Genomic DNA, 7,148 nt, shown 5'->3' with positions numbered 1-7,148 from the left:
CCAGCACCGGCACGCCCGCCCGGTGGGCGAGCAGGTCGCGCACGAGGGTGCGCTCCTTGCCCGCCGCCTTGAACTCGGGCCAGTACGCGCCCACCGGGGCGTCCAGGTCCAGCAGACCCCGCTGGTGCAGCAGCAGGAGCGCGGCGGCGGCGACCCCCTTGGTCGCGGAGCGCACGATCTGCGCCGTGCCGCGCTCCCAGGGGGCGGAACCGTCGACGTCACGGGTGCCGGCCCACAGGTCGACGACCCGGTGCCCGTCCCGGTACACGGCCACGGCCGCGCCCCGCTCGCCGAGCCGGGCGAAGTTCGCCGCGAACGCCTCCGCCACCGGCTCGAAGCCCTTGGCAACCGTGCCGTTCACACGCACATCCACGCCGTATTCCTTTCCTCGCCCGCACTCACGAGTGAAACACGGCCGTACGGCCTTGGATTCCTCGGCCCCGCCGGGCGCGACAGACCCCGGCAGCTACCAACTCGCTGGCCCCCTCCGACCCCCTACGCGTCCGACGTCACCGTGCGCGGATCGAACCCGAACGGCAGCTCCAGCCGGTGCGCCCGCATCAGCGCGTCGTCGGAGAGCAGCTTGCCCGTGGGACCGTCGGCCGCGATCACCCCGTCACTGAGGATCAGCGCACGCGGGCACAGCTCCAGGGCGTAGGGCAGATCGTGCGTGACCATCAGCACGGTGACGTCCAACGCCCGCAGGATGTCGGCCAGTTCGCGTCGCGAGGCCGGGTCGAGGTTGGAGGACGGCTCGTCCAGGACGAGGATCTCCGGCCGCATCGCCAGGACCGTCGCCACCGCGACCCGGCGCCGCTGCCCGAAGGAGAGATGGTGCGGGGGCCGGTCGGCGAACTCCGCCATCCCGACCTGCTCCAGCGCGGTCCGCACCCGCTCCTCCAGCGCGGCCCCCTTCAGCCCGGCCGCCGCCGGCCCGAACGCCACGTCCTCCCGCACGGTCGGCATGAAGAGCTGGTCGTCGGGGTCCTGGAAGACGATGCCGACCTTCTGCCGGATCTCGGCCATGTGCCGCTTGCCGACCGGGAGTCCGGCCACGGTGACCGTGCCGGTGCCGCCGGACAGGATGCCGTTCAGGTGCAGCACGAGCGTGGTCTTGCCCGCGCCGTTCGGCCCGAGCAGCGCGACCCGTTCACCGCGCGGGACGGTGAAGTCGACGCCGAACAGGGCCTGGTGGCCGTCGGGGTAGGCGAAGGCGAGGCCGGAGACTTCCAGCGACAGCGGTGCGGTACTCACAGGAACCATCCCAGCAGACAGACGACGAGGGCGGAGCAGGGCAGGGCCAGCGCGCGCAGCCACTGGTCACGGGTGGCGGTGACCTCGTCGATGACCGGCATCGACCCGGCGTAACCCCGGCTCACCATGGCCAGATGCACCCGCTCGCCACGCTCGTAGGAGCGGATGAACAGCGCGCCCGCCGACTTGGCGAGCACCCCCCAGTGCCGTACCCCCCGCGCCTCGAAGCCGCGCGACTCGCGGGCGATCCGCATCCGGCGCATCTCGTCGGTGATGACGTCGCCGTAGCGGATCATGAAGGAGGCGATCTGCACCAGCAGCGGCGGCAGCTTCAGCCGCTGGAGACCGAGCAGCAGTTCGCGCAGGTCGGTGGTGGCGGCGAGCAGCACGGACGCGGCGACGCCCAGGGTGCCCTTGGCCAGCACGTTCCAGGCGCCCCACAGGCCGTTGACGCTCAGCGAGAGCCCGAGGACGTGCACCCGCTCGCCCTCCGCGACGAATGGCATGAGCACCGCGAACGCGACGAACGGCACCTCGATCAGCAGCCGCTTCAGCAGGAACCCCGCGGGCACCCGCGCCCGGTGCGCGACACAGGCCAGCAGCACCGCGTACACCCCGAACGCCCACATCGCCTCGCGCGGGGTGGAGACCACCACCACGACGAAGGCGAAGACGGCCGCCAGCTTGGTGTGCGGAGGCAGCCGGTGCACGGCGGAGTGCCCGTGCCGGTAGAGCTTGTGCGCGTGGCCCGCTCCCATGTCAGACGCTCGTGTTCGCCGGGGAGGCGTCGTGGTCGTGGCGGCGGCGCACCGCCCAGAAGACCGCGGTGCCGGCGACGACGGTGACGCCGACGCCGATCACGCCCGCGAGACCCCCGGAGAGCCGGGCGTTCGCCACGTCCTTGACGCCGTAGTCGGCCAGCGGGGAGTCCGAGGAGTGGTGCGGCTCGGTCTTCTTGTCGATGCCCTTGTCGTGGGCGACCTTCTCCAGGCCGTCCGGGTTCGCGGAGGCGTAGAAGCTGACGAACCCGGCGAGGACCAGCGAGGTCACCAGGCCGGTGATCCACAGGGTGCGCCGGGAGGTGCGGGCGGCGGCCGGGACCGGGGCGGGGTCGGGGGCGTCGACCAGCTCGCCGTTCACCCGGAGCCGGAGCTTCTGCCGCAGTCCGCGCGCGCCGTACACGAGGTCGGGGCGGACCGCGACGACGGCGGCGACGGTGAGCGCGGTGATCACGGCCTCGCCGACGCCGATCAGCACATGGACGCCGATCATCGCGGTGGCCACCTTGACGATGGACACGTCGGTGGTGCCGCCGATCGCGTAGATCAGAGTGAAGACGACGGCCGCGGCGGGTACCGAGAGCAGGGCGGCGACGAAGGAGGCGGCGGTGATCGAGCGCCGGGAGCGGGGCAGCACCGCCAGCAGCCCCTTGAAGACGGCGTACGCGACCACGGTCGTGACGATCGCCATGTCCGTGATGTTCACGCCGAGCGCGGTCAGCCCGCCGTCCGCGAACAGCACGCCCTGCATGAGCAGCACGACCGACACGCACAGCACGGCCGTATAGGGGCCCACGAGTATCGCCGCCAGCGCTCCGCCCAGCAGGTGGCCGCTTGTTCCGGCCGCCACGGGGAAGTTGAGCATCTGTACGGCGAAGATGAACGCGGCGACCAGGCCGGCCAGCGGCGCGGTGCGCTCGTCCAGTTCGCGGCGGGCACCGCGCAGGCTCACCGCGAGGGCGCCTGCGGCGACCACCCCGGTGACAGCGGAGGTGGGGGCGTCGATGAATCCGTCAGGTACATGCACCGTTCAATTTTAAGCGCTTGTTGCGAATGCCTTGCAAGAGCGAGGTGGTCTCGTTTCCCGTCCGGCCCCCGGGGGCAGAAATCGGAAAATATGCGACATTAGAGACGAAGCGGCTTAACGGCCTTCGTGGCGGTCACTGAACGTGAGAGGGCGATCCGATGTCCGTGGTCGAGCAGTACGCACGCGCCCACATCGTCACCGAGGCGGAGGACGACCCCGACGCGATACGCGTGGTGCTCCGCTACGACCCCGACGCCGACCCCCTCTCCGTCCAGGTCGGCCTGCCCGGCCCCGCCGAGTGGACCTTCTCCCGGTCCCTGCTGGAGGACGGACTCCAGGCCCCCGCCGAGAGCGGGGACGTACGGGTCTGGCCCTGCGGGCGCGTGCAGGCGGTGCTGGAGTTCCACTCCCCGCAGGGCGTGGACGTGGTCCAGTTCGACGTGAAGTCGCTGACCCGGTTCCTGCTGCGCACCTACACGGCGGAGCCCGTACGGAACTGATCAGCCGCCGAGCCTGAGCAGGGTGGCGACGATCGGGCCGGCCGTGTCGCCGCCGTGGCCGCCCGCCTGCACCACACCGGCCGAGGCGAGGTCGCCCCGGTAGGCGGTGAACCAGCCGTTGGGCTTCTTCTGGTTGTCGACCTCGGCCGAGCCGGTCTTGGCGCCGTAGTCCGGACCGAGCCCGGACATCGCCTCGGCCGCCGTGCCGTACGCGGCCGTGAAGTTCATCAGTTCGCGGAGCTGGCCCAGCGTCTTCGCCGACATCGTGCGGGACGCCGTCGCCAGCGTGCGGTGGTCCACCGACGGGGCGACCAGGTACGGCTGGTGGAAGGTGCCGGTCTTCACCGTCGCCGCCACCGAGGCCATGTTCAGCGGGTTCATCCGCACCCCGCCCTGCCCGATCAGTGAGGCCGCCATCTGCGCCGCCGACTGCACCGGTACCGAGCCGTCCAGCGTGGGCACGCCGACCGACCAGTTGTTCATGGAGAGGCCGAAGACCTGCTGGGCCTGCTTGGTCAGGTCGTCGTTCTTCAGCTTCTTCGCCTGACTGATGAAGGCGGTGTTGCAGGAGCGGGCGAAGCTCGCCTTGAAGGTGCCGTTCTTGATCTCGAAGTCGTCGTCGTTGTGGAACTTCCAGCCGCCGAAGGTGAAGGTCTTCGGGCAGGGGTGCTTCTTGTCCGCCTCCGCCAGGCCCTTCTCGATCAGCAGCGAGGAGGTGATCACCTTCATGGTGGAGCCGGGGGCGAGCGAGCCCTGGAAGGCGATGTTGAAGCCGTGGCCGCTGTTGGCGACCGCGAGGATCTCACCGGTCGACGCGCGCAGCGCCACCACCGACGCCTGCTCCCGCTTGGCCACCTGCTGCTCGGCAGCCGCCTGGAACCTGGGGTCAAGCGTGGTCTTCACCGTCCCCGGCGTGCCCTCGCTCAGCTCCACCAGCGTCTTGTCCGACAGCCCGGCCTTCTCCGACGCCTTGCCACGCACCACGCGCAGCTCCACGCCCGCCTTGCCGCCGGCCGTCTTGCCGTACTTCTCCCGCAGCCCGTCCAGCACCGACCCCAGCGAGGGGTACGCGGTCACGGTCAGCTCGCCGCCGGTGCGGTCCAGCGCCTTGACCGGCGGGGTGCCGGACGCGCCGGTCACCAGGGTGTCGCCGTCCCTCAGCTCCGGGTGCACCACGGCGGGCTGCCAGCCGACCAGGGCCGCGCCGTCGCTCGCCCGCCGCACCACGGTCAGCGAACTGCGGTAGGCCAGCGGCTTGCTGACGCCCTGGTAGGAGACGGTCGCCTTGACGGAGAAGGGCACCTTCGTGCCGGTCGCCCTGCCCGCGGTGAGGGTGACGTGCCGCAGGCGGGCGTCCTTGGTGTAGCCGGTGAGCAGCGCGGTGGCGGCCTTGGCGTCGTCGGTCGCGGCGGCCGCCTCGGTGACACGGCCCTCCTGCCAGGCAGTCAGGAAGCGGGAGGTGACCGTCCTGACCTCCAGTGCGCTGGGCGGCCCGGTCTTCACGCTCTTGTGGTCGGACAGCGTGGACGCCTCCTCGGCGGACGCCCCGCCGCCGTACAGCGCGTAGAGGCCGAACCCGGCGCCGCCGACGACGAGGGCGATCATGCCGCCCAGTACGGCGGGTTTCCGCTTCGGCCGTTCGGCGGCACGCCTTCTCTTGCCCACAGTCCCAAGTCCTCCGCGCTCTCCCCGGGGTCCCCGCAGCCCTCACACGTCCCCAACGACCTCAACAGCCTAGAGTCCTCGCGGACTCGGCCGATCTCAGCCCGCACTCCGTAGCACTCTTGCGACAATAGGACCGGCGGCGTCGATGCCGTGCCCGCCGTCCTCCGTCATCGCCGCCGCCGCGATGTCGTCCCGGTATCCGGTGAACCAGCTGTTGGACCGTGACTGCCCGTCGACCTCCGCCGAACCGGTCTTCGCGCCCACGTTCCCGCTCAGCCCCGCCATCACGCCCGCCGCGGTGCCGCTGCGCGCGGTGCGGTTCATCATCTCCCGCAACTGCTGGGACGTACCGGGCGCCAGCCCGCGCGCGGTGGCGGCCCGGCGGCCGTCCAGGCTCAGCGGGACGATCACCGGCTGCCGGAAGGTGCCGGTCTTCGCGGTCGCCGTGACCGACGCCATGTTCAGCGGGCTCATCTGGACCTGGCCCTGCCCGATCAGCCCGGCCGCCCGGTCGGGGCCGTCCGGCGCGGGGACCCGGCCGTCGAAGGAGGGGACGCCCACCTTCCAGTCGTTGCGCCCGATGCCGAACCGCTGCGCGGCCTCCGTGGCCAGCGAGTCCGCCTTCACCTCGTCCGCGAACTTCACGAACGCGGTGTTGCAGGAGCGGGCGAAGCTCTCGGAGAGGGTGGCGTTCTCGTTCGGCGCCAGTCCCGTGAGGTTGGTGAAGGTCTGGCTCTGCCACACCGCCGACGGCGGACAGGGCGCCGGGCCGTTCGCCGAGGTCAGGCCGGAGTCGATGAGGGTGGCGGCACTGATGATCTTCATGGTGGAGCCGGGGGCCAGCTCACCGAGGAAGGCCGCGTTGAAGCCGTCGTCGCGGTGGTTGGCGAAGGCCAGGATCTCGCCGGTGCTGGGCTGCACGGCCGCCACCGAGGAGTTGGTGTAGTCGGTCACGGCCGCCTCGGCCGCCGCCTGGGCGCGCGCGCTGAGGGTGGTGCGCAGCTTGCCGGGCTTGCCCTTGACCAGGGTCATCAGGGTGGTGTCGGCCGCGCCGCTGCCCTCGTGCCGGACCACCAGCTCGACCCCCGGCCGGCCGCCCGTCCTGTCCCCGTACCGCTTGCGCAGCTCGTCCAGGACCGGGCCGAGGGAGGGGTACTTCTCCTTGGTCAGCACCCGGCCGTCGCGGTCCACGGCGTCGATCTGCGGGGTGGCGGACTCCTCGACGGTCAGCGAGTCGCCCTTGGCCAGCTTCGGATGCACCAGCGCGGGGTCCCAGTCGACCAGCGGGCGGTGCGAGTTGACCCCGCGCACCACGGTCAGCCGGCTCGCGTACGCCAGCGGCCGGGTCTCCTTCCCGTACGACACCGTCGCCCGCACCTCGAAGGGCACCGTGCCCCCGTTCGCCTTGCCGGGGGTGATGTGCACACCGGTGATGTGCGCGTCCGAGCCGTACGCCGTCAGCAGCGACTCGGCGTCCTCGGGGAAGTTGGTGAGGTTCGCCGCCTGCTCCGGCCGGCCCTTCTCCCAGGCGGCGAAGAACTTCGCGGTGGTCTGCTCGACCTCCTCGCTGCTGGGCGGCCCGGTCGGTAAGGCCTTGACGCCGCCGGTGGCGGTGCTGTTCAGCGCCGAGGCGATGTTGTACATGCCGTACCCGGCCCCGCCCAGCATCGTCACGCAGACGCCGCTGATGACCGCGACTCTGACTCCCTTGCCCATGAAGCGATTCCTCCCCGTGAAGTCCCCGTGGTCGCACCGGATTCCTGAACGTGTTCAAAAGTTGGTGCGGACGGAACTGTATGTGCTCCACAGGCAGTTGGGGCGGTGGTTTCCGATACTTGTCCGAACGGAGACGTTGAACGCCCACGCACGAGAGGCGGGCCCGGACGACGTGCGTACGCCCGGACCCGCCTCTCGTGCGTGGGC

Annotated in this window: 7 protein-coding genes; 1 reads left to right on the top strand and 6 read right to left on the bottom strand. The window is 71.3% G+C overall.

From position 1 onward, the window contains the following. From CCN33_RS20420 to CCN33_RS20405, 4 genes are all read right to left on the bottom strand, one after another. The coding region (locus CCN33_RS20420; protein ID WP_140394604.1) for a serine hydrolase domain-containing protein at positions 1 to 367 on the bottom strand (367 nt) is incomplete at its 3' end. Positions 368 to 495: 128 nt separating this feature from the next. Then, a complete protein-coding gene (locus CCN33_RS20415; RefSeq protein WP_086695017.1) occupies positions 496 to 1,263 on the bottom strand; it encodes an energy-coupling factor ABC transporter ATP-binding protein in 768 nt (255 codons plus the stop codon). Further along, complete coding sequence (cbiQ, locus tag CCN33_RS20410; RefSeq protein WP_086695016.1) at positions 1,251 to 2,012, bottom strand: cobalt ECF transporter T component CbiQ; 762 nt, start codon at positions 2,010 to 2,012, stop codon at positions 1,251 to 1,253. The genes CCN33_RS20415 and cbiQ overlap by 13 nt, the downstream gene beginning before the upstream one ends. A gap of 1 nt (position 2,013) precedes the next feature. Further along, complete coding sequence (locus tag CCN33_RS20405; RefSeq protein ID WP_086695015.1) at positions 2,014 to 3,060, bottom strand: energy-coupling factor ABC transporter permease; 1,047 nt, start codon at positions 3,058 to 3,060, stop codon at positions 2,014 to 2,016. Positions 3,061 to 3,218: 158 nt separating this feature from the next. Here CCN33_RS20405 and CCN33_RS20400 point away from each other — a divergent pair, with 158 nt between their 5' ends. Then, a complete protein-coding gene (locus CCN33_RS20400; RefSeq protein WP_086695014.1) occupies positions 3,219 to 3,560 on the top strand; it encodes an SsgA family sporulation/cell division regulator in 342 nt (113 codons plus the stop codon). On the opposite strand, the gene CCN33_RS20395 is transcribed toward CCN33_RS20400, so the two are convergent. Together CCN33_RS20395 and CCN33_RS20390 are read right to left on the bottom strand one after the other, a co-directional pair. Next, positions 3,561 to 5,225: a penicillin-binding transpeptidase domain-containing protein gene (locus tag CCN33_RS20395; protein ID WP_086695013.1), complete on the bottom strand. Its 1,665-nt coding sequence runs from the start codon at positions 5,223 to 5,225 to the stop codon at positions 3,561 to 3,563. Between the two features lie 96 nt (positions 5,226 to 5,321). Next, positions 5,322 to 6,941 carry a penicillin-binding transpeptidase domain-containing protein gene (locus CCN33_RS20390; protein WP_086695012.1) on the bottom strand — a complete coding sequence of 540 codons (1,620 nt, stop codon included), beginning with the start codon at positions 6,939 to 6,941 and terminating at the stop codon, positions 5,322 to 5,324. Positions 6,942 to 7,148 lie beyond the last annotated feature (207 nt).

The organism is Streptomyces recifensis, assembly GCF_002154615.1.
GTDB lineage: Bacteria > Actinomycetota > Actinomycetes > Streptomycetales > Streptomycetaceae > Streptomyces > Streptomyces griseoluteus.
The sequence above is the reverse complement of the archived record's forward strand: the minus strand, read 5'-3'. Positions and strand labels throughout refer to the sequence as shown.